This is a genomic window from Stappia indica (assembly GCF_020177335.1).
GTDB lineage: Bacteria > Pseudomonadota > Alphaproteobacteria > Rhizobiales > Stappiaceae > Stappia > Stappia indica_B.
In genome coordinates, this window is the sequence record NZ_JAIVMG010000005.1 from 147,332 (window position 1) to 170,711 (window position 23,380).

The 23,380-nt window shown below is 63.2% G+C and carries 25 protein-coding genes and 1 tRNA gene; 19 read left to right on the forward strand and 7 right to left on the reverse strand.

Annotated elements, in window-relative coordinates; all coding sequences use genetic code 11:
* Position 1 precedes the first annotated feature (1 nt).
* A complete protein-coding gene (locus tag LC062_RS09040; protein WP_224910708.1) occupies positions 2 to 1,459 on the reverse strand; it encodes a metal-dependent hydrolase family protein in 1,458 nt (485 codons plus the stop codon).
* 263 nt (positions 1,460 to 1,722) lie between these two features.
* On the opposite strand from LC062_RS09040, the gene LC062_RS09045 reads away from it, so the two are divergent.
* The 6 genes from LC062_RS09045 (at position 1,723) to LC062_RS09070 (ending at position 8,315) form a co-directional block, all read left to right on the forward strand.
* Entirely contained in the window at positions 1,723 to 1,959 is a 237-nt protein-coding gene (locus LC062_RS09045; protein ID WP_224910709.1) for a YtcA family lipoprotein, read from the forward strand.
* Positions 1,960 to 1,962: 3 nt separating this feature from the next.
* The gene (mdtN, locus tag LC062_RS09050; protein ID WP_224910710.1) at positions 1,963 to 3,015 is read left to right on the forward strand and encodes a multidrug transporter subunit MdtN; all 1,053 of its coding nucleotides are present in this window, start codon (positions 1,963 to 1,965) and stop codon (positions 3,013 to 3,015) included.
* A 22-nt stretch (positions 3,016 to 3,037) separates the two neighbouring features.
* On the forward strand, positions 3,038 to 4,816 hold the full coding sequence (locus LC062_RS09055) for an FUSC family protein (RefSeq protein WP_224910711.1): 1,779 nt from the start codon (positions 3,038 to 3,040) through the stop codon (positions 4,814 to 4,816).
* A 36-nt stretch (positions 4,817 to 4,852) separates the two neighbouring features.
* On the forward strand, positions 4,853 to 5,968 hold the full coding sequence (locus LC062_RS09060) for a linear amide C-N hydrolase (RefSeq protein WP_224910712.1): 1,116 nt from the start codon (positions 4,853 to 4,855) through the stop codon (positions 5,966 to 5,968).
* Between the two features lie 75 nt (positions 5,969 to 6,043).
* Complete coding sequence (locus tag LC062_RS09065) at positions 6,044 to 7,423, forward strand: glutamate decarboxylase (RefSeq protein ID WP_224910713.1); 1,380 nt, start codon at positions 6,044 to 6,046, stop codon at positions 7,421 to 7,423.
* Between the two features lie 40 nt (positions 7,424 to 7,463).
* Positions 7,464 to 8,315 (forward strand): hypothetical protein, encoded by an 852-nt coding sequence (locus LC062_RS09070; RefSeq protein ID WP_224910714.1) that lies wholly within the window; start codon positions 7,464 to 7,466, stop codon positions 8,313 to 8,315.
* Between the two features lie 86 nt (positions 8,316 to 8,401).
* Here LC062_RS09070 and LC062_RS09075 read toward each other — a convergent pair whose 3' ends face one another.
* Complete coding sequence (locus LC062_RS09075; RefSeq protein ID WP_224910715.1) at positions 8,402 to 9,850, reverse strand: TolC family protein; 1,449 nt, start codon at positions 9,848 to 9,850, stop codon at positions 8,402 to 8,404.
* A 635-nt stretch (positions 9,851 to 10,485) separates the two neighbouring features.
* Here LC062_RS09075 and LC062_RS09080 point away from each other — a divergent pair.
* The 4 genes from LC062_RS09080 to LC062_RS09095 all read left to right on the forward strand — a co-directional run bounded on the left by LC062_RS09080 (position 10,486) and on the right by LC062_RS09095 (position 13,781).
* On the forward strand, positions 10,486 to 10,644 hold the full coding sequence (locus LC062_RS09080; protein ID WP_224910716.1) for a hypothetical protein: 159 nt from the start codon (positions 10,486 to 10,488) through the stop codon (positions 10,642 to 10,644).
* Positions 10,641 to 11,420 carry a helix-turn-helix domain-containing protein gene (locus LC062_RS09085; RefSeq protein ID WP_224910717.1) on the forward strand — a complete coding sequence of 260 codons (780 nt, stop codon included), beginning with the start codon at positions 10,641 to 10,643 and terminating at the stop codon, positions 11,418 to 11,420. The genes LC062_RS09080 and LC062_RS09085 overlap by 4 nt, the downstream gene beginning before the upstream one ends.
* 104 nt (positions 11,421 to 11,524) lie before the next feature.
* Positions 11,525 to 12,013: a DNA packaging protein gene (locus LC062_RS09090; protein ID WP_224910718.1), complete on the forward strand. Its 489-nt coding sequence runs from the start codon at positions 11,525 to 11,527 to the stop codon at positions 12,011 to 12,013.
* On the forward strand, positions 12,003 to 13,781 hold the full coding sequence (locus LC062_RS09095) for a phage terminase large subunit family protein (protein ID WP_224910719.1): 1,779 nt from the start codon (positions 12,003 to 12,005) through the stop codon (positions 13,779 to 13,781). The genes LC062_RS09090 and LC062_RS09095 overlap by 11 nt, the downstream gene beginning before the upstream one ends.
* A gap of 85 nt (positions 13,782 to 13,866) precedes the next feature.
* Here LC062_RS09095 and LC062_RS09100 read toward each other — a convergent pair whose 3' ends face one another.
* The 3 genes from LC062_RS09100 to LC062_RS09110 form a co-directional block, all read right to left on the reverse strand.
* Positions 13,867 to 14,094, reverse strand: a complete 228-nt coding sequence (locus LC062_RS09100; protein WP_224910720.1) for a hypothetical protein — start codon at positions 14,092 to 14,094, stop codon at positions 13,867 to 13,869.
* A 94-nt stretch (positions 14,095 to 14,188) separates the two neighbouring features.
* A complete protein-coding gene (locus LC062_RS09105) occupies positions 14,189 to 14,428 on the reverse strand; it encodes a hypothetical protein (protein WP_224910721.1) in 240 nt (79 codons plus the stop codon).
* Positions 14,425 to 14,628, reverse strand: a complete 204-nt coding sequence (locus LC062_RS09110) for a helix-turn-helix domain-containing protein (protein ID WP_263625553.1) — start codon at positions 14,626 to 14,628, stop codon at positions 14,425 to 14,427. The genes LC062_RS09105 and LC062_RS09110 overlap by 4 nt, the downstream gene beginning before the upstream one ends.
* 114 nt (positions 14,629 to 14,742) lie before the next feature.
* Here LC062_RS09110 and LC062_RS09115 point away from each other — a divergent pair, with 114 nt between their 5' ends.
* From LC062_RS09115 to LC062_RS09155, 9 genes are all read left to right on the forward strand, one after another.
* Positions 14,743 to 15,162, forward strand: coding sequence for a hypothetical protein (locus LC062_RS09115; RefSeq protein WP_224910723.1), 420 nt, complete (start codon positions 14,743 to 14,745; stop codon positions 15,160 to 15,162).
* Positions 15,159 to 15,608, forward strand: a complete 450-nt coding sequence (locus LC062_RS09120) for a hypothetical protein (protein ID WP_224910724.1) — start codon at positions 15,159 to 15,161, stop codon at positions 15,606 to 15,608. The genes LC062_RS09115 and LC062_RS09120 overlap by 4 nt, the downstream gene beginning before the upstream one ends.
* A gap of 83 nt (positions 15,609 to 15,691) precedes the next feature.
* The gene (locus LC062_RS09125) at positions 15,692 to 16,294 is read left to right on the forward strand and encodes a hypothetical protein (protein WP_224910725.1); all 603 of its coding nucleotides are present in this window, start codon (positions 15,692 to 15,694) and stop codon (positions 16,292 to 16,294) included.
* 3 nt (positions 16,295 to 16,297) lie between these two features.
* Entirely contained in the window at positions 16,298 to 17,674 is a 1,377-nt protein-coding gene (locus LC062_RS09130; protein ID WP_224910726.1) for a phage portal protein, read from the forward strand.
* Positions 17,671 to 19,491 carry a prohead protease/major capsid protein fusion protein gene (locus tag LC062_RS09135; protein WP_224910727.1) on the forward strand — a complete coding sequence of 607 codons (1,821 nt, stop codon included), beginning with the start codon at positions 17,671 to 17,673 and terminating at the stop codon, positions 19,489 to 19,491. The genes LC062_RS09130 and LC062_RS09135 overlap by 4 nt, the downstream gene beginning before the upstream one ends.
* Positions 19,491 to 19,706 (forward strand): phage head-tail joining protein, encoded by a 216-nt coding sequence (locus LC062_RS09140; protein ID WP_224910728.1) that lies wholly within the window; start codon positions 19,491 to 19,493, stop codon positions 19,704 to 19,706. Before LC062_RS09135 ends, LC062_RS09140 begins: the two co-directional genes overlap by 1 nt.
* 1 nt (position 19,707) lies before the next feature.
* Positions 19,708 to 20,043, forward strand: coding sequence for a DUF2190 family protein (locus LC062_RS09145; RefSeq protein ID WP_224910729.1), 336 nt, complete (start codon positions 19,708 to 19,710; stop codon positions 20,041 to 20,043).
* 106 nt (positions 20,044 to 20,149) lie between these two features.
* On the forward strand, positions 20,150 to 20,386 hold the full coding sequence (locus LC062_RS09150) for a hypothetical protein (RefSeq protein ID WP_224910730.1): 237 nt from the start codon (positions 20,150 to 20,152) through the stop codon (positions 20,384 to 20,386).
* Positions 20,387 to 20,390: 4 nt separating this feature from the next.
* Entirely contained in the window at positions 20,391 to 21,461 is a 1,071-nt protein-coding gene (locus LC062_RS09155; protein WP_224910731.1) for a tyrosine-type recombinase/integrase, read from the forward strand.
* Between the two features lie 70 nt (positions 21,462 to 21,531).
* On the opposite strand, the gene LC062_RS09160 is transcribed toward LC062_RS09155, so the two are convergent.
* Together LC062_RS09160 and LC062_RS09165 are read right to left on the reverse strand one after the other, a co-directional pair.
* Positions 21,532 to 21,607 (reverse strand) — tRNA-Phe (locus tag LC062_RS09160).
* A gap of 326 nt (positions 21,608 to 21,933) precedes the next feature.
* Positions 21,934 to 23,319: a tetratricopeptide repeat protein gene (locus tag LC062_RS09165; protein ID WP_224910732.1), complete on the reverse strand. Its 1,386-nt coding sequence runs from the start codon at positions 23,317 to 23,319 to the stop codon at positions 21,934 to 21,936.
* Positions 23,320 to 23,380: the final 61 nt, after the last annotated feature.

Below are 23,380 nucleotides of genomic sequence, written 5' to 3' on the forward strand. Positions count from 1 at the left end.
ACTATGCCCCCAAAATGTTCTTCTGGATTTTCCCATCCTTCATGATGAGCTTCATGTTCGCATCTGGATCGGCGATAAGGCTAATGTCTTCCAGCGGGTTACCATCGAGTACCAGAATATCGGCAAGCGCACCGGTTTCGATCACCCCCAATTTGCCAGGATAGGGATTTCGTGGGCCGGACATCGCGAGAAGCTCTGCATTTCGGCTGGTCAGGAGCCGCAAGACATCGGCGTTTTCATACCATCTGGCGAATTTCACGAGCTGTTTGCCTTGAGTGCCCGTGGCCTTGGGATTGAACAGGATGTCGGTCCCAAGGGCCAGGTTCACATTGTGCTTCCGGGCGAGATCGATTGCCCGCACGGTGCCTTCCGCAATCATTTTCTGCTGCGCCCGCTGCTCGGCCGTCGCGTAGACGTTGGCATCCTCATCGGCGAGGAAGGGCTGAATGGACCACCACGCTCCCAGGTCAGCGATCTGGCGTACTGTCTCTTCATCCGCGAGCTGACCATGTTCGATCGACCTGACGCCACAGGCCAATGCGCGCCGGATACCCGGCGACGTGTAGACATGGGCACACACATAAGTGCCCCAATCCGCCGCCGCCGTTACCGCTGCGCGCATCTCATCTTCTGAAAACTGCAAGCTGTCGATCGGGTCATAGGTCGAGGCGACACCGCCCCCCGCCATGATCTTGATCTGGCTGGCGCCCAGCATGAGCTGTTCACGGACCCGGCGCAGCACCTCCGGAACGCCATCTGCGATCGCGGAGATCCCGGCCTTTTCCGTAGGGCTCAAATTGGTCAGCGTGGACCAGGGCAGTTCGCTGCGTTGACGAAAGTCGCCATGCCCCGATGTCTGCGACACCATCGCGCCCGAGGGGTAAATCCTGGGGCCGGCGATGCGTCCTTCGTTGATGGCCCGCTTGATCGCGAAAGATGGCCCACCCACATCACGAACCGTGGTGAAACCGCGCAGGACCGTGCGTTCGGCCTCCTGAGCCGCCACGAGATGCACATAGGCCACATCGGCCGTCGCGGCTGTCATCTGCGAAATGCCAGCAAGAATCGTATGCCAATGTGCGTCGATCAGCCCCGGCATGAGGGTCCCGCCGGAACAATCAATGACCTCGGCCCCCGCCACCTCATCACCAAGGCCCGGCAGTGCCGCGATCTTGTTGCCATCCACCAGAACGTTCCGACCTTCGGTCAATTGCGCCAACAGACCATCGAAGATCCGCACATTCTTGAGCAAGATCGGCTTGGCGGAGGACTGCGCGAAGGTTGGCGTCGCCATCCCCAGAGCGGGAGCCGCCAGGCTCGCGGCAATGCCGCGCAGCACGGAGCGACGCGACAACCCGTCTTCCACACGCTTGAAGAGATCGAGAGCTTCAGGGCTATGGCAAGCACAGTTCAGTCCATGAACCAGGTGCCCGTATTTTTCCCCTAGACGCAGCCGCATCCATCTCTCCATCGCCGATACAACCAGATGTGTGTCATGCCATCACCGACCCGAAGGGACAAGGCGTTTCACTCTGCTTTCAATACACCCGACATGTCCCGGTCACATCAAAACCGTAACTCTCGTAACGTCTGGAATTTCCAAAGAATTCACCGTCCCCGCAAATCGCGGCAATCCTCTTTGCACCATGCTCGCGCTTCGTCTACCGTTCAGTGAGTCGCGCGTCCTACTTCGCGTCTGAGGGGAAATGGCCAGGAGTAACGATGGCTTCCAGTCTGGTTTCGTCCACAATGTCGATGGCCCCTTCCGTCCCGCTTTTCGGAAGCTTCTTCCCGTCCTGGCTGATCAGCCTCTTCGCTGCGGTGATCTTCACTGTTGTCCTACGCGGCGTGTTCGTCGTCACGGGCTTTGATGACATTCTGCGCTGGCGGGTGCCGATGTACATGAGCATGGCGCTCGCGTTGACCTATCTGATCTCCCTTCTGTTCTTTGGACGCTGACTCATGACTTCCAAGACGACCGGCCGCATTGCCATCTTCGCCGGTACGGCCATCAGCCTCCTCGTGATCGCCTCGGCTGCAGGGCTTGCCTATCGAAGCCATCTGGTCTCCGAGGACAACCCCATGTCGGATGACGCCTCGGTCCTGGCGGAGGTCATCAAGGTGGCAACCGGTGTCGCGGGGCGGGTCAAGGCGGTGCACGTCAGCGAAAACGCCTTCGTTCGCAAGGGCGACATCCTGATCGAGCTGGATGACACCGCCTACCGGCTCGCAGTCGAGCAGACCCATGCCGACCTGGAGATCGCCCAGGCCGCCGCGAGCGATCAATCCCGCAACATCAAGGCCGAGCTTGCCAACGCGGAAATCGCAAACGAACAGGTCACCCGGGCACAGTCCAATCTCGACCTGGCCTCTCAATCCCTCGAAAGGCTTCTTCCCATGGCCGCCAAGGGGTATGTCTCGGCCCAGCAGGTGGACGACGCCCGGACGCTGAAGCGCGATGCGGAGGTAAGCCTGCGGGAGGCGCAGCGCCAACAGGAAGCCGCTCAAGCGCTGATCGGGGATGAAGTCGGTGCGGAAGCGCTGGTGCGCGCTCGCCGCGCCGCTCTGGCCATCGCGGAACATGAACTCGCCGGCACGGTTCTCCGCGCACCGCACGACGGACGCGTGGTCGGCCTCACGATCTCGGAAGGCGATTATGTCCTTCCGGCACAGGGCCTGTTCTCTCTCATCAAGACCGATGTCTGGTACGTCAACGCGAACTACACCGAAATGGTGATCCCGGGCATTTCGGTCGGAAACTGCGCCACGGTCTACGTGCTCGCCGACAGCAAGAGGCATATCAAGGGCGTGGTCGATGGCGTGGGCTGGGGCATTAGCTCAAAGGATCTGATCAATCTGCCCGTTTCGCTTCCCATCGTGCCGAAGTCGCTCGAATGGGTCCGTGTCCAGCAAAGATTTCCGGTGCGCATCCGTCTGACGGACCCGCCGCAAGACCTGATGAGGGTCGGAGCGTCCGCGGTCACAACCATTCATCGCGATAATGACGGCTGCTAGATCGCCCCTCGCTGAGTTGGTCGTGCAGGCCTGGCGCGACCTGCAACCGTTCGACGGTCGCCTTGCAATGACGTGGCGCATTGCGCTACTCTGCGCACTGGTGACTGGGGTGGCGATGGCCTACCACATCCCGGAAGCGGCGATCAGTTGCTATCTGGTCATTTTCTTGATGAAACCCGATGCGGTGATGAACTGCCTGCTCGGCGTCGGACTCATCGGCCTCGCCTCGTTTGTCGTGCTGCTGATGATTCCCGTGATCAACCTCAGCATCGACAGTCCGGCCATTCGCCTGGCCATCATGTTCTTTGCCTCCTATGTCTTCCTGTTCCTCAGTTCGACAACGCCGCTGGGAGAGCAGGCAGCGATCGTGGGCCTGATCATCGCCTTCATCATGACCCTGGTTACGGACGTTCCCGTCGGGCAGATCGGTGATCAGGGGCTTCTTGCTGCCTGGAAGATGGCCTGCATGCCGATGGCACTGATGGTGCTGTTCAACCTCCTGCTCGGCACACCATCGCATACGCACGTGCGGAACAGGATCGTCGACCGGCTTCGCGCTGCCGCCGATGCCCTTGAAACGCCTGAAAATCATGACAGGCTCGATGAGCTGCTGGCGGAAGGCAATGATGCTTCCCTTCAGCAAATGCTTCTGGTCAAGCTACTGCACCTTGTTCCGAAAGCTCAGGCGAGTTGGCTCAACGGTGCGGTGGAGACAAGCTACCGCATCGCGCTGACGGCGCAGGCTCCATCCGATACCATCTCCCCGCAACGGCGCGCAGCGCTCGCAGGAAGGCTGCGCGATGCGGCGGAACGCATCGCCGCGAGGGCGCGTCCCGAAGCACCGACTGCGGAACTTCCGGCAGAGAGTCGGGCTGAGCGGACCATCCTTGAAGCGCTTGGCAAGCTGAGTCAGGCGGACGGCGGCGGCAACCCGAAACCCGTGCCCGTCCCGCCGTTGGTCGCCGATGCCTTTTCCTCCCCCAAGCACCAGAGATATGCGCTGAAAACGTCGATCGCCGCAGTGCTCTGTTATCTGATCTATACGGCCATTGATTGGGACGGGATCCATACCGCTCTGATCACCTGCTATGTCGCCGCGCTCGGCACCACCGGTGAGACGGTGCGCAAGCTGACATTGCGGATTGTCGGATGCCTCGTCGGCGCGGCAATGGGCGTCGCTGCGCTGCTCTTCGTGATGCCCCATCTGACCAGCGTGGGCGGCCTGATGGCTCTCGTGTTCACCGCCGTGTTCATCGCCGCCTGGGTGTCCTCGGGCAATGAGCGAATTTCCTATGCCGGCGTACAGATCGCACTGGCGTTTTTGCTGACAACGCTCAATGGCTTCGGGCCGAGTTTTGAATTTTCACAAGCCGGCGACCGAATCCTGGGCATCCTGCTCGGCATCTTCGTGATCTACGTTCTCTTCACGCAGTTTTGGCCCACCAGCATCGTCAGCGACATCCGTGTCCGCCTCGGCAAGGTGGTGGACGCCCTTGGCTCGCTCGCGGAGCGCACTCCCGACGCGCGCATGGCCGATGTCACAGCCTCGGCCGACGTTCTAAAAACGCTGGAAGAAACGACCAACCTCCTGAGCATGGCCTATTTCGAACCGCGTCGGCATCGCGTCAGCAACGACCAGCTTCGGCGATTGCAGGCCATCCGGCAGGACCTGCTCGGCCTCTATTCCGAAATCCGTTTCCGATCGCAGATGCCCGCACAGGTGTCCACCAAGCTCGCCCGACTGGCCGAGGAACTGGCCAATGAACAGCCAGCCATCGCGCCGGCCGTCTCGCACGCGTAATCCCGATCCGCACTTAGAGAAAAGGTCATCGAAGCCATGTGTACCTCCCTCATCTACCGCGATGCTTCGGACAAGGTCTATTTCGGCCGGACCCTGGAGCTGACCATGGACCTTCCGTATCAGGTCGTCTATTTCCCGGCCGGCCTGCCCTATGCGTCCCAGCTCGAAGGACACCCGGCGCTGGAATACACCGGCAAGTACGGTCTTCTGGCCGTTACCATGCCCGCACGGATGCCCACCGCCGATGCGCCTCTCGGCATCGCCGATTTCAAGCCGTTGGAAGGTATGAACGATCAGGGGCTTACCTTCAGCCTGCTGTCCTACCCGGCGGCCGGCGGCGCGTCGCAATCCGTCTCCGCGACGCAGGCAGTGCTCTCGGCCTCGGATCTCGGGACCTGGGCACTCGGGCAATTCGCCACCGTGGCCGAGGTCAAGGCCGCGCTTGAAACTCAGCCTGTGTTGCTGGAAGCGCTGACGCTGCTGGGCGGCGTGGAATCCCCCTTCCACTATGTCGTCCATGACACGAGTGGCGCCTCCCTGGTGATCGAGTTCAACAACGGCAAGATGTCCGTCTATGACAATCCGGTCGGCGTGATGACCAATGGCCCCGACTTCCCCTGGCACCTGACCAACCTCAACAACTACACTTTCCTTACCAATGTCGACGCTTCCAGCGCCACCTTCGGCAGCTACAAGGCTGTTCAACCCGATTCCGGCATCGCCACGGCCGGACTTCCCGCGTCCAATACCTCCGTCGGCCGGTTTGTCCGTGCGGCCTATTACGCTCAATTCACCGAAAAGGCGGCAACGCCCGACCTGGCTGTTCTGACGCTGGCCCATGTCATGAACAACTTCGACCGCCCCCGAGGCGCCACCATCGATTATCCGAGCGCGGGCGGCGGTCATCTGGAGGTCGCGGGCCTTCCGCATGCCGACAACGAGACCTACGCGACCGAATTCACCTGCTGGACCAATCTGTCCGACCTCGATCGCAAGCGCTTCCATCTGCGGACCTATCGCAGCCTGAACTACGCCAGCTTCGACCTGGCCGCGCTCGCCGATGCGGGCCGTGTCTGCGTCCTCCCGATCGACCGTCTTGATGGTGTTTCGGGCGATACGACCGAAGCGCTCAAACAGGCCAAGGCGGCCTGACACTCCTCCACCTGCTTCGGGCCTTGCCGGAGACGCCCGATACGACCGCCTCTTTCCATTGCAACGGAGATCCCGATGAGCCGCAAATTCGATAGCCCGTATGACGAAGTCTATGGCGCGAGGGAACTTTCCCTGTCATTGCCAAAATCGGACTTTCCCGGGCGTGAGGAAGACCCGAGGCGGGTCTATTCCGCCGTACGCGACGAATTGATGCTCGACGGCAATGCCCGTCAGAATCTCGCGACCTTCTGCCAGACCTGGGAAGAGCCCGAGATCCACGACCTGATGGACCTGTGCATCGACAAGAACATGGTCGACAAGGACGAGTATCCGCAGACCGCCGAGATCGAAGCCCGCTGCGTGCGCATGCTCGCCGATCTCTGGCACGCGCCCGAGGGGCCGGCCACGGGCTGTTCCACCACCGGATCGAGCGAGGCGGCCATGCTTGGCGGTCTGGCGATGAAGCGCCGCTGGGAGGCCAAACGCCGCGCCGAGGGGAAACCGACCGACAAGCCGAACCTGATCACCGGACCGGTTCAGGTCTGCTGGCACAAGTTCACCCGCTACTGGGATGTCGAGCATCGCGAAATTCCGATGGAGAACGGCCGCTTCCTGATGACCCCAGAGGAGGTGCTGAAACTGTGCGACGAAAACACCATCGGCGTGGTTCCCACGCTCGGTGTGACCTTCACCGGCGAGTTCGAACCGGTGAAGGCGGTCAGCGATGCGCTGGACAAGCTGGAGCAGGACACCGGGCTGGACATTCCGATCCATGTGGATGGCGCCAGCGGAGGCTTTCTCGCTCCCTTCTGCGCCCCGGAACTTGAATGGGATTTCCGCCTGCCCCGGGTCCATTCGATCAACACCTCGGGCCATAAATTCGGTCTGGCTCCGCTCGGCGTCGGCTGGGTGATGTGGCGACAGGAAAGCGATCTGCCCGAGAACATGGTGTTCTGGGTGAACTACCTGGGCGGCGACATGAAGGACATCGCCCTCAACTTCTCCCGCCCCGGGGGGCAGATCGTCTGCCAGTACTACAACTTCCTGCGCCTCGGGCGCGAAGGGTACAAGAAGGTCCATGCGGCCTGCTATGACAGCGCCACCTATCTGGCCCGGGAGATTTCCGCGCTGGGGCCATTCGACATTGTGTTCGACGGCGACCGGAAGCGCGGTATTCCCGCCGTCTCCTGGAAGCTCAAGGATGGGACGGATCCCGGCTTTACCCTGTTCGACCTGGCCGACCGGCTGCGTGTGCGCGGCTGGCAGGTGCCGGCCTATACCCTGCCTGCCAATTGCGAGGAGCTGGCGATCCAGCGCATTCTCGTGCGCAATGGGGTGAGCCGGGACCTCTGCTCTCTGCTGATCGATGACATCAAGGCCGCACTCACTCATCTGGAAGCCCATCCGCGCAAAACGCCACTCGGCGAGGAGGATGCGTCGGGGTTCCATCATTGATGGCACCCCTGGCGGCTTACCAAACGCTAGAGCGCCCGCGATGAACGAAACGCTCTCCGCCAAACGCCCGGCCGACATGACGCTGGCCGGGCCGGCGCCCTTCATCACCTTGCGCCGTTTCCGGCTGCACGGGCGCCGCGCCCTCTGGCGCGCGCGCCAGAGCCGCAAGGGCCTGCTGCGGCATCCCGACCAGACGGAGGTCCCCTTCTGGCACCGCCCCGCCTACAACTGGTGGATCGGTCTTTTGTTCTCCGTGGGATCGCTCCACTTCATTGGCGCAGCGGTTCTCTCGATGGTGCCGACATCACTGACCCTCTGGCAGATCGGGCTCGTCTTCTTCCTGGGCTCGATCTTCTTCACGACGGCAGGCTTCCTGCAGAACCTTCAGGCAGCAAACGCGCCGGATTTCTCGCCCGCACCCCCTGCCCCAGTCAAAGCGGGAGAGCTTCATCTGATCGGCTGGCGCCCGTCCAATCTGGGCTGGCTCAGCACGATCACCCAGTTCGCCGGCACCGTGATGTTCAATTTCAACACCTTCGATGCCATCGTCCCGCCACCGGACTGGTACATCGCCGACCTGACGATCTGGCTTCCCGGCATGATCGGCTCGGTTCTGTTCCTGATTTCCGGCTCTCTTGCCTTCATGGAAATCAGTCATGCCTACTGGTCGTGGAAACCGAAAGATCTGGACTGGCAGATCGCCTTCGCCAATCTCCTGGGCTGCATCTTCTTCATGACCGCCGGCATTCTCGCCTATATCCCCAGAGGCCCCGAACCGGGGTGGATCGCGACCGTCGCCAACCTTCACCTGTGCCTCGGCGCCCTCGGCTTCCTGACCGGCGCACTGCTGATGATGCGGGAAAGCAAACAGACCGCAACAATGACGGCCTGAGCGAGGGGCAGGAGCACGTCCAGCGACCCGACCGCCTCCGTGCCTCAACTCATTTCAGGTAGATGCCCCGCAGCAGATGCCCCGCATCAGGGCATCGCCAGTCCCGGCGCTGTGCTCGATGTCATATTGCCGAGTGTAAAGGCGAGCGTGGATGCGGCAATCAGCGAGGCGGCATGCGCATCCGCCTGCGCTTGCCTGGCATCGAGCAAGCCACTTTCCGAAGTGGAAACGTCCGTCAGAGTGCCCAATCCGTTCCGGTAGGCTTCGAACGCGGCATCATAGGTCACCGAGGCCGCGCGGCGCAGCTCGCTCGCCGCCTCATAGGAGGCCAGCGCGGACTCCAGCGTGTTGGAGGCGATCAGGATTTCGCGCACCGCAGTATTTCGCGTCTGCTCATGTGCGGCTTCCGCAGCTGCCGTGGCGGAGGCCGCCTGACGTTCCTTATTTGCGCGGATATTGCCGTCATAGATCGGGATTGTCGCACCGAGCATGACGCCACTGGTCGTGCCCTGGAGACCAACACCGGGAAGACCTCCCGCTTGAACCCGGCCGCGATTGGCGGCGGCAACTGCCCCAAGATAGACCTTTGGCAAGAAGGCCGCCTCGGCCGCGCGCTCGTTCGCCTCGCTCGCCTTCACTGCGGCGTAGCTTGCCAGGACGTCCGGGCGGCGAGAAAGCGCCTGTTCGATGACCTTGTCCGTCGGCACGGCATGCGATTTGGGCAGTCGACGTGCAGCGGACGTCGCAATGCGAATGGTCGATTTCGGCGACAGGCCAACGGCACCGATCAGGCCCTGATATGCATCCTTCACGCTTTCCTGCGCCTGCACCATGCGGAAATTCGACTGGGCAACCAGTTGCTTTGCCTGCGCGGTCTCGATGCTCGTTCCCAACCCGTTCGAAAAACGCGCCTCCGCCGCCGCCTGCACCTTTCGGCTGTTCGCCAATGTCTGCTTGGCGATTGTGAAGTTCTGCTTGGCAGCGCCATATTGATAATAGGCCCGCGCAATGTTGTAGATCAGCGCCTGATGCGTGCCGTTGAAATTCACATTGGCCGCGTAAGCCGTGTGTTTCGACGCCTCAAGCAATGCCTGGCGCTCACCGAAATCGAAAAGCAGCCATTGCAGCGCGATATTTGGGGTAACCCCACCCGCCTGTGTGCTGACGTAATCCGTCCCTCCCCTAAGATTTGGAAGAGGCGTCACCACATCCTGATAGCCCGCGATCACATTCGCGGTGATGAGCGGCAGGAAGGTTCCCTCCACCATGCCAACGGCGGTCGCGGCCTGCCGCGCCTGCTGCCAGGCAATTCGAGTTGAAGGATGCCGTCTCTGGCCAAGATCAATCAACTCGACCAGACTGTAGGCTTTTCCGGTTTGCACCACGGCCGGTTCTTCGCGCCTGGCCTCCAGCGTCCCGCTAACGCCATAGTCGCCGGCTTGCCCCGACGAGGACCAGGGCTGATCGGGCGCCGCCGATGTCAGGCTCTCTGTATCGCTCAGGCAGCCCGATAGGATCGTGCAGGCACCGATCATGGCGAGGCGCCTCCACAGCGTAGGTTTTGCATGAACTACCATTTAAAGGCGATCGTGCATTTGCGCTGAAAATTCACTCGCGGCAACCGACTCATGGAGCAACTCGACGTTCCGAACGAAAAAATCATTCTATCAATGACATAGCATCAATGACCGGGCAATCTGTCGCCCGTTCATTTCTTAGCGCTTCAAGCCAATTCCAGTCCTAGGTACCCCGACACAAGACTGAGGGGGCCGCCTCGCCTGGAGCGCCGTCACCGCCTCGCGAAATCCCATAACCCAACCCGCGGCGGACCTAGGACTATCAGTCGTGACAAGATAGGCGCTTCAGATTGGCGGCGCGAAAACCAACACTTGCAGTAACAGGTGTGAAGCAGCACTCATATCCCGAGCGGGACGGCCAATCCCCCGGTTTCGCCGAAGCCTGACCTGCGACAGCCACAGGCCATGAGAATTTTCGGCCCGACCTGACCGCGGCCGACTTCTTTGCACTGAAGAGAGGGGGTGGTGCCCAGGGCCGGAATCGAACCAGCGACACGCGGATTTTCAATCCCGATGGACTTTCCGGACGCCAGCGCTTTAGCCGAAATTCCCCTGTCAAACCGACGACACGAAATCAAGCACTTAGCGGCGATTTGTCAAACGCGATTTCGGAGGAAATCCGGGATCTGGCGCGCCTTGTCCTGCGCATTGGAATGCGCCGGCACGCGACGCCGGAAAGCTACCTTGAGGACAAGCACGACGCGGCCGACCGCCTGCTGTTGCTCGCCGACCGGCTGGAGTGCAGCCGATGAACAGGGTCACGTCTCTGAAGGATCGCGGGCGCAAACCCGCCACCTACCGCATCCAGTATTCGGACAAGGCCAACTGGATGATGGCGCTTGGTATCGACCAGAGACTAACGCCAGCCGAAATGCGCATCGGCATCGTTCTGTGCGGCTACATCAACGCCCGATCCGGTAGAGCATGGCCAACGGTGCCCACCCTGGCGGAAGCCACGGGCACAAGCGACAGCAGCGCCAAGCGCGCTATTCGGAAGCTGGAGAAGGTCGGCTTGATTTCCGTGCATCGCAAGGGCGGGCGCGGGCACCCCAACTACTACGAACTGCGCTTTGATCGTCTCGTGGACACAGCCGAAAAGGGGGTCACCGGTGAACCCTTTTGTTCTGAAAAGGGGGCCAGCAATGAGCCGAAAGGGGTTCAAAACCACCCTGTAAAAGGGTTCACCGGTGACCCCCAAATAGAAAAGAAAGAAATAAAAAAAACGCGCGCGCATACGCGCGAGGAACACCCGCGACCGGAGAGCCCCGCACCAGCTCAGGGCGAAAGCGGCACCGACAACGCATCGCCTGCCCCGTCCTCACCTCCATCATCGGCAGAACAGGCGGGACGCCAGCGCGCCGAATTCGTGCCCCGGTCTGATCCGCGATGGGATCGGCTTTCGGAGGTCTATCACCAGCGCAAGGGCAAGCCGCCAATGACTATCCGATTGCATGGAGAAAAGGGGTGGCTGTTTCCCGTGGACGTTCTCGACGCCCTGGAGGACTGCCAGCGTTTGGGTCCTTCCTAGGCTCAGGCAATGCGGGGAGACACAGCCCGGCGTTTTTCTCGCTGAAGTCAAATTGATAGCTAAAAGCAAATGATGCCAACGGGTTAGATATGCGGAAGGTGCATATGTCGGACATGATCGGGGAGCCCCGGACCTTGCGGAAGTCGGATTTCGCCAAGGTCGCCAACGTGTCGCCGGGGCGGGTGTCACAGATGATCCGCGCCGGCCTGCCGGTGGAGCCGGACGGGCGGATTGACGTTGCGCGCGGCCGGCTGTGGATCCAGTCCAACATCGACCCCAAGCGATCCGCCGCCCAAAGCGACCAGGGCGACTTGCCGCTTGCCGCCCGCACCGACGCGGCGACCGAACGGGCGCGGCTGGTGAAGGAACAGGCGGACCATGCCGCGCTCAAGAACGCGCTGTTGCGCCAGGACCTGTTGCCCGCCGCCGATGTGGAACGGGAATGGACCGACATGCTGCGGCGCGTGCGCTCCCGGCTTCTCGCCGTCCCCTCCCGGCTGCGGCAGGTGCTGCCGCACCTGACCGCCCATGACGTCGGCGCCATCGACACGGAACTACGCCACGCGCTGGAGGACCTTGCCAATGCCGAATGAACCGCTTTCCCGCGTTCGCCGCGCCGCGCTGCGGGCGCTCCAGCCGCCGCCGCGCCTGGCGCTGTCCGACTGGATCGAAACCGAAATTCGCCTGCCGGCGGATGTGTCCGCCCTGCCCGGCCCGATCCGCCTCTATCCGTTCCAGCGCGGTATTGCCGATGCCATCAGCGATCCGGGCATCGAGCGGGTCACCGTCGTGAAATCCGCCCGCATCGGCTACACCACCTTGCTGGTCGGCGCGCTCGCCTCGCATGTGGTCAACGAGCCGGCGCCGGTGCTGTTCGTGCTGCCGACCGAGGACGATTGCCGAAACTTCGTCGTGACCAACGTGGAACCCACCTTCGAAGCCTCGCCGGTGCTGGCCGGGGCGCTGACCGGCGAAGCCGGCGGGGAGAACCGCAACACGCTGCTGTCGCGCCGGTTCCCCGGCGGATCGCTAAAGGTGGTGGCGTCGAAATCACCGCGCAACCTGCGCGCCCACAACACCCGCGTGCTGATCGTCGATGAGGCCGACGCCATGGAAATGACCGCCGAGGGCAGCCCCATCCTGCTGGCGGAAAAGCGCACCCTGTCGTTTCCTGATCGCAAGATTGTCATCGGCTCCACGCCGATCTTCGAAGAAACCTCGCATGTGCTGAACGCCTACGGCCGCTCCGACATGCGGGTGTTCGAGGTGCCTTGCCCCGGCTGCGGCGCGTTTCAGGAAATCACCTGGCGGGATATCCACTGGCCGGAGGGACAGCCGCAAGACGCGCATTGGGCCTGCCCGGCCTGCGGTTCGGTGGTGGAGGAACGGCACAAGCCGGCCATGATCGCCGGCGGCCGCTGGCGCGCCACCGCGCCGGAGGTGGAAGGGCATGCCGGCTTCCGCGTCAATGCGCTGGTGTCACCGCTGGCGAACGCCTCCTGGGGCAAGCTGGCGGCGGAATTCCTCACCGCGAAGGACACGCCGGAACTGCTCCAGACCTTCGTCAACACGGTGCTGGGGCAAGGCTGGCGCGCGGAAGGCGAGGAACTGGACGAAGCCGCACTTGCCGCCCGCGCGGAAGGGTTTTCGGTCGAGGCGCTGCCGGAAGACGTACTTGCGGTGACGGCGGGCGTGGACGTGCAGCGCGACCGGCTGGAAATCACCTTCGTCGGCTGGGGCCGGACGGGCGATGCCTTCGCCCTGGGGCATTCCGTGGTCTGGGGCCTGCCGGCCGATGGCGCCACCTGGGCGGAGCTGGACAGCCTCCTGAAAACCCGCTTCCCGCACCCCTCGGGCGGCACGCTGGCGCTCGATGCGGTGGCGATTGATTCCGGCGATGGCGAGACCATGGAAGCGGTCTATGCCTTCGCCTTCCCGCGCGCGGGGCGCAAGGTGCTGGCGATCAAGGGCGCGTCCGGCGCGCGGCCATGGATCGAGCGTTCCAAGAGCCGGATCAAGGGCGGCCGGCTGTGGATTGTCGGCGTGGACGGGATCAAGAGCCACCTGGCCGGCCGGCTTTCGTCCGGCACCAGCGTACGCTTTTCCCGGGAGCTGCCGGCGGTGTGGTTCGAACAGCTCGCCAGCGAGCGCGCCGTGGTGCGCTATGCTCGGGGACAACCGCAACGGCGGTTCGAGCGCATCGCCGGGCGACGGGCGGAAGCGCTCGACTGCATGGTCTACGCCTTCGCCGCCCGGCAGGTGATCAATCCGAATTGGGACGAACGGCGGGACGCACTTGCGCGGCCGGAGGTGCGGCCGACGAAGCCGGCGGGGGTGATCCGGTCGGGGTGGATGGGGTAGCGAGGTATTCGTGCCATACGAACACCCGAAGGGGCCTGCATGATGCAGGCCCCTCGCCATTGCCATCATGGCAATCCCTTCGCCGTCAACTGGTCGACCGATATAGTTCCAGTGCCTCTCTTTGCTCGGAATTGATGACCAGAAAACATCCACTTCCGCCATCGCCACCGAGGGCGTCATGCACTTCATTTTCGGTGCATCCGAGCTCCAAAGCGATCATCCGGAACGACAACTGTTGGTGCTTGCTCGGATCATCAGCGATCTGATGATTCACGTAGTTGACGATCTTCTCTACCAGCTTGTTCTTCCTCATAACTTCATCGTGGCTACGACCACGGCCAGGAGGGTAATAGACACCTCGAAAGGGGACGGTAGGGATCACTCGCCAAACTCCAGAATTATTTCACTTACCTTCGAGATAAAGGAAAACCATCCTCATCAGTTACGCGACGACCAAACGCTTGCCAAACTGCGGATACAGCGGAGTTAAAATTTCTCTCCGTTGCAGTTTTTATACGTCCAATCGATCTTTTTTCTTCATTCGTCAGAGATATATTATCTAGCTCAATTGTAATTTCGCGAATACGGCCCCAATCTAGGGGGCGTTTCATTTCTTTAAGCTCGTGGAGGATAGCCAAGGCAGTCATGTCTTCCGCAACCTCACGCCCGCCCCTTCGCCGTTCTCGTCAATGAAGATCACGCCGGCCGCCTCCAGGGCGGCGCGGATCGCCTCGACCGTGCGCGGCTTCAGCTCTTCCCCGCGTTCAAGGCGCGTGACGGTCGTGGGAGAGACCTTCGCCAAATCGGCAACCTCCCTGATTCCCAAGCCCAAAGCTGCACGCGCCATTCGGCATTGAGCCGCATTCATTGTGTTACCCTGTGACTATTTTGTCTTGACGTGACCGTTTCAGGATGCCTAATTGGTCACGTCGTTACACTTTTCATACCACAGGAGACACGGATGGGCATCCATTTTCGTGAACGGGGAAGGTGCGTCCCGGTCTGGCTGACAATCGAGCCGGCCACCCGCGCCCGCATCGAAGCGGCGATTGAGAACCTTGTCGCCCTGCTCGACCAGATCGACGGGGATTGTGACTACGAGGAAACCGGCGACGGCGAGCCCTACCTCTCCTGGCCGGGCGATGGCCCGCACCGGGAGCGCGGCGAGCGCGATCCCTCCGGCGAGGGCGAGTATCCCCACGGCTGGACGGTGCACGGATCGGAGCGGCAGGACAGCCGCTTGCACTTCTGGTCCTTCGATGAGCTGCACGCCCCGGCACTGGAACACGACCCAGCCGACCACGAGGACGACGGCACCGCCCCCGCCACGCGGCACGATCAACGCCAGTGGGCGCATGGCCACCAGGAGGGTTCCCGATGACTGACTGTCGTGTTGCGGCCATCGGCCGGGAACTTGCCGAGCTGTCGCGTGAATGGGCGCGGCTGGACGGGGAAGGATGCGCCGTGCAGGGCGCTCGCAAGATCCGGCTGGACCGCATGGAACGTGAGGTGCTGGACCGCATCGACCTGTTGCAGGCGGAAGCCTGCGGCACGCTGGCGACAAGCCCGGCCGGCGCCATGGTGCAAACCATGCTCGCCTATGATCTCGCCAACAAGCTTTACGAATTCATCCCCGACGACGCGCCGGCCTACGAGGTCTCCGCGCTTCTGCGGGCACTCACACGCGCGCTCTATTCCGCCGTGGACGCCATCGCCGCAACGACCGGCGAGGACCCCAATAGCCTCGGCGCCGATCACTTCATGGCCCACGAATGGCACCCGTTCCACCTGTGCGAAAGGGCGCACACCACAACTTCCAACAAATAATGTCACAAACAATTGACAGAGTGCCCCGCACCACCTATCAATATGCAACATTTATTGTTGGGAAAGGTGATCTTATGAGCAGGATGAGCGTCAAGGACATGACCGCACGTCTCGCACGCTGCACAGGTCAGGAAGAGGGCTATCTCGCACGGCAAATCCGTCACTGGACGGTGAACGGCCTGTTTATGTTCGAACCCCCGGAACGGTCGGGGAATGATCCTCATTCCCGATCCTACTACAACGACCGTCACCTGGCGGCGGCGAGGCTCTACAACTTCTTCGTCAACTCGGGCGTTCATGTATCCCGACTCGAAGGCCTGGGACGGGCCTTCAAGAACCTCGATCACAGATATCCGTGGATCCAGGAAGATGGATACCTGCGCCAGCCGAGCGGTATCGAGACGGTTGTAGACGCGGCAAAGCGGGGCGAACTCCACTGGCACTTCGTTTACGGGGGCGATCTGGAGGGCAACCTCATCGGCTTCTACTTCACGGAACATCCGTGGCCGAACGAACGGCTCATTTACGCTCTGGAAGGCGGCGGGGAAGACCTGTCGGAAGCGGACAAAGGGCTTATCCGGATGGCCCATAAGCGCCGGGCGCTGCGATACCCCCTCCACGGCGTGCTTTCTCTTGCCCCGCTCTTCCGTCGGCTGTTCACCCCGGACGCCGGCGGCGAGGCCTGACCCATGCGCCCCCTCGCCCGCCGCATCTTCGATGCCGTCTTCCCGAAACGCTCGCTCGACGCGGGCGGCGGCGGCCGCCGCTGGCGGGATGCGCCAACCGTCACCAGCGCCGGCACGCTGCACGGGGTTGCCTCCACGGTCGCCGCCCGAGCCCTGCACTACGGCCTCAACAACCCGACCGGGGTGCGGATGCTGGAATGCCTGGCGACCAACATTGCCGGCGACGGGATCAAGCCCCGCTCCGAACATGAGGACGAGGCGACCCGCCAGGCGCTGCACCGGCGCTTCAAGACCTGGACCGATGCGGCGGACGCGGACGGTCTGACAGACTTCTACGGCCTCCAGCAACTGGCGGTACGCGACCTTGCCAGCTTCGGCGAGGCGCTGTTCACCTTCACCCCCGATCCGGACACGGGCGCGCCGCAACTGCGCAGGCTGCACCCGGAACAGCTCGACCGCTCCATGACGCGCACCCACGAAAGCGGGGCCGCCGTTTATCAGGGCGTGGAATTCGACACCTTCGGGCGGATCACCGCCTATCACATTCGCCGGGCAGCGCCGGGCGATACGCTCGCCGGCCTTCCAAGCGCGCCCGCGCGGATGCCGGCGAGCGACATCATTCACCTGTTCCGTCCGCTGGTTCCCGGCCAGGTGCGCGGCCTGTCCTGGTTCGCCCCTGTCCTCTTGCCGGCACGGGAGCTGGATGCCCTTTGCGATGCGCTCTTGATGCGGGCCAAGGTCGCCGCCCTGCACGCCGGGTTCATCACCGAAACCGATGGCAGCCCCCTTTATGAAGGGGAACAAAGCGGGACCGTGCTGCAAGCCGGGCTGGAACCGGGCGCGCTCATTCCCCTGCCGCCGGGCAAGTCGGTGGAGTTCCCGGAGGTGCCCGACCAGGGCGGCGCGGGGGCGCTGATGGGCACCACCTTCCGCCTGATCGCCGCCGGCATGGGCGTCACCTACGAACAGGCGACCGGCGATTATTCCCAGGTGAACTATTCGAGCGCCCGGGCGGCGCTGCTGGAGTTCCGCCGCTTCTGCCAGTCGATCCAACACCATGTGATGGTGTTCGGCCTGTGCCGGCCGGTCTGGCGCTCCTTCATTCGCCACCAGGTGCTTGCCGGCACCATTCCGGCGACGGCCTATCAGGCAGACCCCGCCGCCTTCGAAGCGGCCAAGTGGCTTCCCCCGGCCTGGCCCTGGGTGGACCCGGAAAGCGATGCCAAGGCGGCGGAAGTCGCCTTGAACAACCGGCTGCGCAGCCGCTCCGAAATCATCGCCGAACGTGGCTATGACGCGGAAGACGTGGACGCGGAGATTGCCGCCGACGCGGCGCGGCTCGACCGGCTCGGGATCGGCCAACAGGAGGCAGTACAATGACCGCTCCGACCCTGATGCGGGCGGGTTTCACCCCCGCCACCGTGGACGACAAGGCGCGCACCGTCGAGCTGGTCGCCTCGACCGGCGCAGGCGTTCCCCGCCACGACATGCGCGGAACCTTTCTGGAGGTGCTGGAGGTCAGCGAAGGCGCGGTGGACCTGACCCGCCTGGAGGGCCTGCCGCTGCTGGACAGCCACCGGCAAGACGGCCTCGACAATGTGCTGGGCGTCGTTCGCTCGGTTCGCTTCGAGCCGGGGCGGCTGATCGTCAAGGTTCAGTTTTCCACCCGCCGCGATGACGTCTGGCAGGACGTCCGCGCCGGGATCATCCGAAACGTGAGTGTCGGCTATCTCCCGAAGACATGGCGCGACGGCAAGGACCCGAATTCGGGCGCACGGGTCCGCACCGTCACGCAGTGGGAGCTACGCGAAGTCAGCCTTGTGGCGGTCGGAGCCGACCCCGCCGCACAAATTCGAGGAACCACCATGCCCCCCGAAACACATACTCCGGACGCGCCCCCGGCCAATGCGGCGCCGGCGGCCACGCCGCCCGCCCCCACGGAAACCCGCGCGGCGGCAAATCAGGAAATCCGGGCGCTCGCCAATACCTTTGATCTGGGGTCCGATTGGGCAAATGCGCAGATCGACCGCGGCGCCAGCGAAACCGAGGCACGCGCCGCGGCGCTCGACACCCTGCGCACGCAGCGCGCGGCCGCACCGACCGCCCGCACCAGCGCAATGCACCACCATGATGACCCGGCGACCATCGCCACGCGGATGGGCGAAGCGGTCTATGCAACGCGGGTCAACCCGGCACATGAGCTGTCGGATCAGGCGCGGGCCTTCGCCGGCATGACGACGCTGGACATGGCGCGCGATTGCCTGCAGCGCTCGGGCGTCTCCACCACCGGCCTCAACCCGGCCGACACGATCACCCGGGCGCTGCACACCACCAGCGACTTTGCCACCATCTTCGCCGACACGGCGAACCGCACCCTGCGGGCGGCCTATGCCTCGGCACCGGGCACGCTGAAGCGGCTGGCACGGCAGACCACCCACAAGGACTTTCGCGCCAAGACCAAGGTGCAGGCGGCCGATATCGCCAGGCTGGAGAAGGTCAACGAGCATGGCGAATACAAGTATTCGGGCTTCGTGGAGGCGAAGGAAACCTACGCAATCGGCACCTACGGGACGATTGTCGGCCTGACCCGGCAAGCGCTGGTCAACGACGATCTCGGGGCCTTCACCGATCTGGCCGGCAAGCTCGGCACCGCGTCTTCGGAATTCGAGGCGCAATTCCTGGTGGACCTTCTCACCAAGGGCGGCGGCATCGGCCCGGTGATGGATGACGGCAAGCCGGTGTTCCACGCCGACCACGGCAACCTTGCCGCCGCTGGCGGGGCGCTTTCCAAGGACGCACTGTCCGCCGCACGGCTCGCCATGCGCCGGCAGAAAGGCATCAACGGCCGGCCGATCGCCATTGCCCCGAAATTCCTGGTGGTGCCGCCGGAGCTGGAGACCACGGCGGAGGAAATCCTTGCCGCGATCCAGCCGACCAAGACCGCCGACGTGAATGTGTTCGGCGGCAAGCTGGAACTGGTGGTGGAACCCCGCCTGACCGACGTGAAGCGCTGGTACATCGCCGCCGATCCGGCCACGGTCGAGGGGCTGGAATATGCCTATCTCATGGGTTCGGAAGGGCCGCAGACCGACAGCCGCGCCGGCTTCGAGGTCGATGGCGTGGAGGTCAAAGTTCGGCTCGACTACGGCGCTTCGTTTCTCGACTGGCGCGGCTGGTACATGAACGAGGGGCAGTAATGGCAACGCTCGCCGAGCTGGCAACACGGCTGGAGGCGCTGCGCAAGATCCGCGTCGGCGGCCGCCGCGCCATCGATTCGGATGGCAGCAAGGTCGAGTATCGCAGCGACGGCGAGCTTGCGGCAGCGATTGCCGACCTGGAGCGGCAGATATCCGCACACTCGGGCAAGCCCGCTGCCCGCGTCGTCTACATCAATTCCTCGAAAGGCACATGACATGAAGAACTTCGTGCAACAGGGAAAATTCGTGACCGTCACCGCGCCGGCCGGCGGCCTCAACGCCGGGGATGGCGTCCTGGTCGATCACCTGTTCGGCGTTGCCGCAAATTCGGCGCTGGAAGGCGAACAGGTGGAAATCGCCACCGATGGCGTGTTCGACCTGGACAAGGATGCCGGCGCCTCCCTGACGGCCGGTGCGCCGATCTACTGGGACGACACCGCCAAGGTGGTGACCACCACCGCAACCGCCAATCTGCGGATCGGCACCGCGCTTGAAGCCGCCGCGCTGGCGGCCGCCACCGGGCGCATCCTGATCACCGGCCACGCGATCTAGCGGCGGGCCTCCTGGGCGGCGCGGTCCCGCCTGAAGCCCATGCCCGCCGCCGCTGGCACCTCATGACGGGCATGGGCAGACCGCTTTTTTCAAGCGAGGTGAGACGATGAACAGAGCCCTTATTGAAGTGAATGTTCCCCCGTTCCGGATGCTCAAGAAATCCGCTGCGGCCAGCTACTGCGGAATGGCCGCCAAGGCATTCGAGGGCCTTTGCCCGGTCACCGCAGTGGAAATGCCGAACGGCCTGCGCCTGTGGGACGCTCGCGACCTCGACGCATGGCTTGATGGTCTCAAGGCGGGAGACGCCGACAGCGACGACGCCATCCTCGACAAGTTGGGCTGATCCCATGACCGTGGTGCGCGTGCGCGGCTTCCAGATCTTCAAGGACCGCTTCGGCAAGTGGCGGTGCTACCACCGCAAGACGCGGCAGAAAGTCAACCTGGACCGGGCGCCGCTTGGTTCGGCCGCCTTCTTCGCCGAGTGCCAGCGCATCACCGACGCGCTTGCCATCGCCGGCGAACCCAAGCCGGGAACGCTCGGCAAGCTCATTGAGAAATACCGCGCCAGCCCTGATTTCATGGAAAAGGCACCACGCACCCGCGCCGACTATCAACGGGTGTTCGATTACCTCTACCCGATCCGCGACACCGAACTTGCGAAATTCACCTCGCCGCTGGTGGTCAAGATCCGCGACCGGGCGGAAGCCAAACGGGGCGCGCGCTTCGGCACCTATGTCAAACAGGTGATTTCCCTTCTCTTCTCCTGGGGCAAGGAACGCGGGTTCGTGAAGGTCAACCCGGCGCTTGGTGTGCGAGGTGTGCGCCGGAAGCGCGGCGCACCCATGGCGAACCGCCCCTGGAGCGATGCCGAACGGCATGCGGTGCTGGAGGCTGCCCCCGCGCAAATGCTGCCGGCGCTCGGGCTGATGATGTTCACCGGCCTGGGACCGCAAGACGCGCTCACCCTGCCCCGCACCTTCTTCAAGAACGGCGCCATTGCAACGGAACGCTCCAAAACCGGCGCGCCGGTCTATTGGCCCGTTATCGCGCCGCTGCAAGACATCCTGGACGCGGCGCCGGCACACGACGCCCTGACGCTGTGCGCCAACTCAAAAGGCCGCCCCTGGACGGTCTCCGGCTTCCGGGCCTCCTGGACGACCTTGCGCCGAAACCTGGAGGATGCCGGCAAGGTGCAACCCGGCCTCACGCTCTACGGCCTGCGCCACACCGTGGCGACGATCCTTCGCGAAGCCGGCTGCGATGACCGCACCATTGCCGATGCACTCGGGCAGAAGACCGAGGACATGGCCCGGCACTACAGCAAGGCCGCCGACCTTCGCCGAAAGATGGGGGATGTGGGCGCCATTTTCGAAACCGCCGTGAACGACCGGCGAACAAAAACTGTCAAACCGGATTGAAAATCCCGTCAAACCGAGGGGCAACAGCGATGCCACCCGAAAAATCTTCTAACGATTTCAATGGGGTAAGTGGTGCCCAGGGCCGGAATCGAACCAGCGACACGCGGATTTTCAATCCGCTGCTCTACCAACTGAGCTACCTGGGCCCGAGCGCTGCGAAAAGGTGCTGAGCGCTTCGAAGTGCCGGTTTTATAGAAGACCCTTGCGGACCTGTCCAGTTGCCGGCTTCAAGTTTTACACAAGTGACTTTCACCCCGGGATTTTTCCGCCTCCCGCCGCCGCCGCCGTCCGGCAGCGCGCCCGGCTCCCTCCTTGCAAGAATGGCGGTTTTCTGTACCTTCCAGTACCCACCTCCCCCGTTGCGCTACTGGGAAGATCACCGGACGGAGAGACCCGGACCATCGACGCCCGGGGCGCTGCTCCTGTGCAAACCTCCCGCCCCTTGGCGAAGAATCAGCACCACAAACCTGCCTCAGAAGGTCTTGATGACGCTCAACGCCGTCGAGAAATTCGAAAAATCCTTGATCTGGTAGTTGGACTGCATCCGCCGGAATTCGGCGCTCAGCGCCAGGGCAACATCGAAACGCAGCGGAACCGTCACCGCACCGCGCAGCCAGAACTCATTGTCGTATTCGCTTTCGGTGAGGCTCACCGATGGATTGGGCGCCGCGAACTCGCGCCGGATGTAGCCTGCGTCGGCGTCCAGCAGCCAGGGCAAATCCAGCCGCTCGATGGGTGAGGCGAAGGAATAAGTGGCGCCGAGTGCGACGCCCAGTTCCCAGCTTTGCTCGAAATTGGCGCTCGCTTCCTCGAAATCCCCTAGCAGCTTGCCGCGCACCGCCCAGTTTTCTGTCACTTGCCGGGTATGGGTGATCTGGGCGAGCAGTTGATAGCCATCCCGATTGCTGATCGTGGGATAGGTCAGCGTGTCGCGGAACCAGCGCCGTCGGAACTCGACCCGGCCGGTCACGCTGGACAGCGATGACGGCAGGATGGCAAACCGCGTGCCCGCCCCCAGCGCGCCGGAGTAGTTGCCCTCGTTCAGACGCACGCCGCCAATGATGCCATAGACGCCGAGCCGGGCATCATCGATGTCGAACCGCGCCAGATTGAAGGACGGTCCGACGGTCAGTTCGGCCAACTCGGTATTGAGCCGGGTGATGTCCAGATAGCGCCCGCCATAGAACAGGAGATCGGCTTCCAGCAGGTCGCCCTGATTGCCAAGGTCATAGGCCCCATGCACGTTGCCGGCGACGAACACGTTCCAGTCCGGCTTGCCCGAGGAGGTGTTGTCGAGCAGATAGGGAAGTCCGTTCAGGACCACCACGCGCCCGCCGGGACCGGCATTGGCATTGGTCTGATAGCGCACACCGGTCATCAGCGTCGCGGACAGCGTCGCCGGCGCCTCTTGCCCGTCGATTTCCGTCAGGAAAGTCGCCGCGCGCGCGGCGACCTCCTCAGGGACGCTGGGCGTCTGAGATACTGCCTCGAAATGCGTCCGGGCCATGTCAAACGACCCGAGGCGGAAATAGAGCGCCCCCAGCTCCAACCGGATACGCGGCTGGTCGGGAGCAAAAACCAGCATCCGCTCAAGGGTCCCGACCGCAGCTTCCAAATCCCCGATCCGCGCGGATAGCGCGGCGTATTCGAAGGCGATGTCGAGATTTGCCGGATCACGCAGCATCGCGGCAAGAAGCTCCGCCTGGCGCGCAAGCAGCGCGGGATTTTCCACCTCAAGACCTGTCGTTCCGGGCAGATCCGCTTCCGCACATGCGGGCGCGCTCACCGCCCCGCAGACAACAAGCAACGCAAGACCGGACACCAGACACAGATTCGACCGGCCGCGCACTGCGCTCACCGCACCCTCCCGGAGGCTTTCAGGAAACCGAACATAACTCTAGGTCATGCCGTCCGATGAG

What these genes read in the sequence shown, in the direction of transcription:
- LC062_RS09125 (WP_224910725.1), top strand. Translation starts at nt 15,692, where the DNA reads ATGAGCGTCAAGGACATGACCGCACGTCTCGCACGCTGCACAGGTCAG.
- LC062_RS09045 (WP_224910709.1), top strand. Translation starts at nt 1,723, where the DNA reads ATGGCTTCCAGTCTGGTTTCGTCCACAATGTCGATGGCCCCTTCCGTC.
- LC062_RS09095 (WP_224910719.1), top strand. Translation starts at nt 12,003, where the DNA reads ATGCCGAATGAACCGCTTTCCCGCGTTCGCCGCGCCGCGCTGCGGGCG.
- LC062_RS09085 (WP_224910717.1), top strand. Translation starts at nt 10,641, where the DNA reads ATGAACAGGGTCACGTCTCTGAAGGATCGCGGGCGCAAACCCGCCACC.
- LC062_RS09145 (WP_224910729.1), top strand. Translation starts at nt 19,708, where the DNA reads ATGAAGAACTTCGTGCAACAGGGAAAATTCGTGACCGTCACCGCGCCG.
- LC062_RS09065 (WP_224910713.1), top strand. Translation starts at nt 6,044, where the DNA reads ATGAGCCGCAAATTCGATAGCCCGTATGACGAAGTCTATGGCGCGAGG.
- LC062_RS09060 (WP_224910712.1), top strand. Translation starts at nt 4,853, where the DNA reads ATGTGTACCTCCCTCATCTACCGCGATGCTTCGGACAAGGTCTATTTC.
- LC062_RS09155 (WP_224910731.1), top strand. Translation starts at nt 20,391, where the DNA reads ATGACCGTGGTGCGCGTGCGCGGCTTCCAGATCTTCAAGGACCGCTTC.
- mdtN (WP_224910710.1), top strand. Translation starts at nt 1,963, where the DNA reads ATGACTTCCAAGACGACCGGCCGCATTGCCATCTTCGCCGGTACGGCC.
- LC062_RS09140 (WP_224910728.1), top strand. Translation starts at nt 19,491, where the DNA reads ATGGCAACGCTCGCCGAGCTGGCAACACGGCTGGAGGCGCTGCGCAAG.
- LC062_RS09090 (WP_224910718.1), top strand. Translation starts at nt 11,525, where the DNA reads ATGTCGGACATGATCGGGGAGCCCCGGACCTTGCGGAAGTCGGATTTC.
- LC062_RS09040 (WP_224910708.1), bottom strand. Translation starts at nt 1,459, where the DNA reads ATGCGGCTGCGTCTAGGGGAAAAATACGGGCACCTGGTTCATGGACTG.
- LC062_RS09150 (WP_224910730.1), top strand. Translation starts at nt 20,150, where the DNA reads ATGAACAGAGCCCTTATTGAAGTGAATGTTCCCCCGTTCCGGATGCTC.
- LC062_RS09110 (WP_263625553.1), bottom strand. Translation starts at nt 14,628, where the DNA reads ATGGCGCGTGCAGCTTTGGGCTTGGGAATCAGGGAGGTTGCCGATTTG.
- LC062_RS09070 (WP_224910714.1), top strand. Translation starts at nt 7,464, where the DNA reads ATGAACGAAACGCTCTCCGCCAAACGCCCGGCCGACATGACGCTGGCC.
- LC062_RS09115 (WP_224910723.1), top strand. Translation starts at nt 14,743, where the DNA reads ATGGGCATCCATTTTCGTGAACGGGGAAGGTGCGTCCCGGTCTGGCTG.
- LC062_RS09120 (WP_224910724.1), top strand. Translation starts at nt 15,159, where the DNA reads ATGACTGACTGTCGTGTTGCGGCCATCGGCCGGGAACTTGCCGAGCTG.
- LC062_RS09130 (WP_224910726.1), top strand. Translation starts at nt 16,298, where the DNA reads ATGCGCCCCCTCGCCCGCCGCATCTTCGATGCCGTCTTCCCGAAACGC.
- LC062_RS09075 (WP_224910715.1), bottom strand. Translation starts at nt 9,850, where the DNA reads ATGATCGGTGCCTGCACGATCCTATCGGGCTGCCTGAGCGATACAGAG.
- LC062_RS09100 (WP_224910720.1), bottom strand. Translation starts at nt 14,094, where the DNA reads ATGAGGAAGAACAAGCTGGTAGAGAAGATCGTCAACTACGTGAATCAT.
- LC062_RS09135 (WP_224910727.1), top strand. Translation starts at nt 17,671, where the DNA reads ATGACCGCTCCGACCCTGATGCGGGCGGGTTTCACCCCCGCCACCGTG.
- LC062_RS09105 (WP_224910721.1), bottom strand. Translation starts at nt 14,428, where the DNA reads ATGACTGCCTTGGCTATCCTCCACGAGCTTAAAGAAATGAAACGCCCC.